This is a genomic window from Opacimonas viscosa (assembly GCF_024199005.1).
Lineage (GTDB): Bacteria > Pseudomonadota > Gammaproteobacteria > Enterobacterales > Alteromonadaceae > Opacimonas > Opacimonas viscosa.
Genome location: NZ_JANATA010000383.1, coordinates 1 through 223 on the forward strand (window position 1 = coordinate 1; position 223 = coordinate 223).

The window sequence follows — 223 nt, forward strand, 5'->3', positions numbered from 1 at the left end:
TTTCGTCTAAGCTGGAGCAGGATGCATTCTTGCAATGATCTAGCGCCAATACCGGCAGGATCTAATGATTGAAGCTGATGAAGAACAGCTTCTACTTCTTCTGCCGAAGCCACTAGAGCAGCGGCCATTTGGTCAATCGGTTCATTTAAATAGCCATTGGAATCAATGGACTCAATCATGAATTGAAAAATCCTTTGATTCTTTTCACTTAAATTCAAATCAA

The 223-nt window shown here is 40.4% G+C and carries 1 protein-coding gene; it reads right to left on the minus strand.

From position 1 onward, the window contains the following. The coding region (locus NLF92_RS14365) for an RNA polymerase factor sigma-54 (RefSeq protein ID WP_489886398.1) at positions 1 to 218 on the minus strand (218 nt) is incomplete at its 3' end. Positions 219 to 223: the final 5 nt, after the last annotated feature.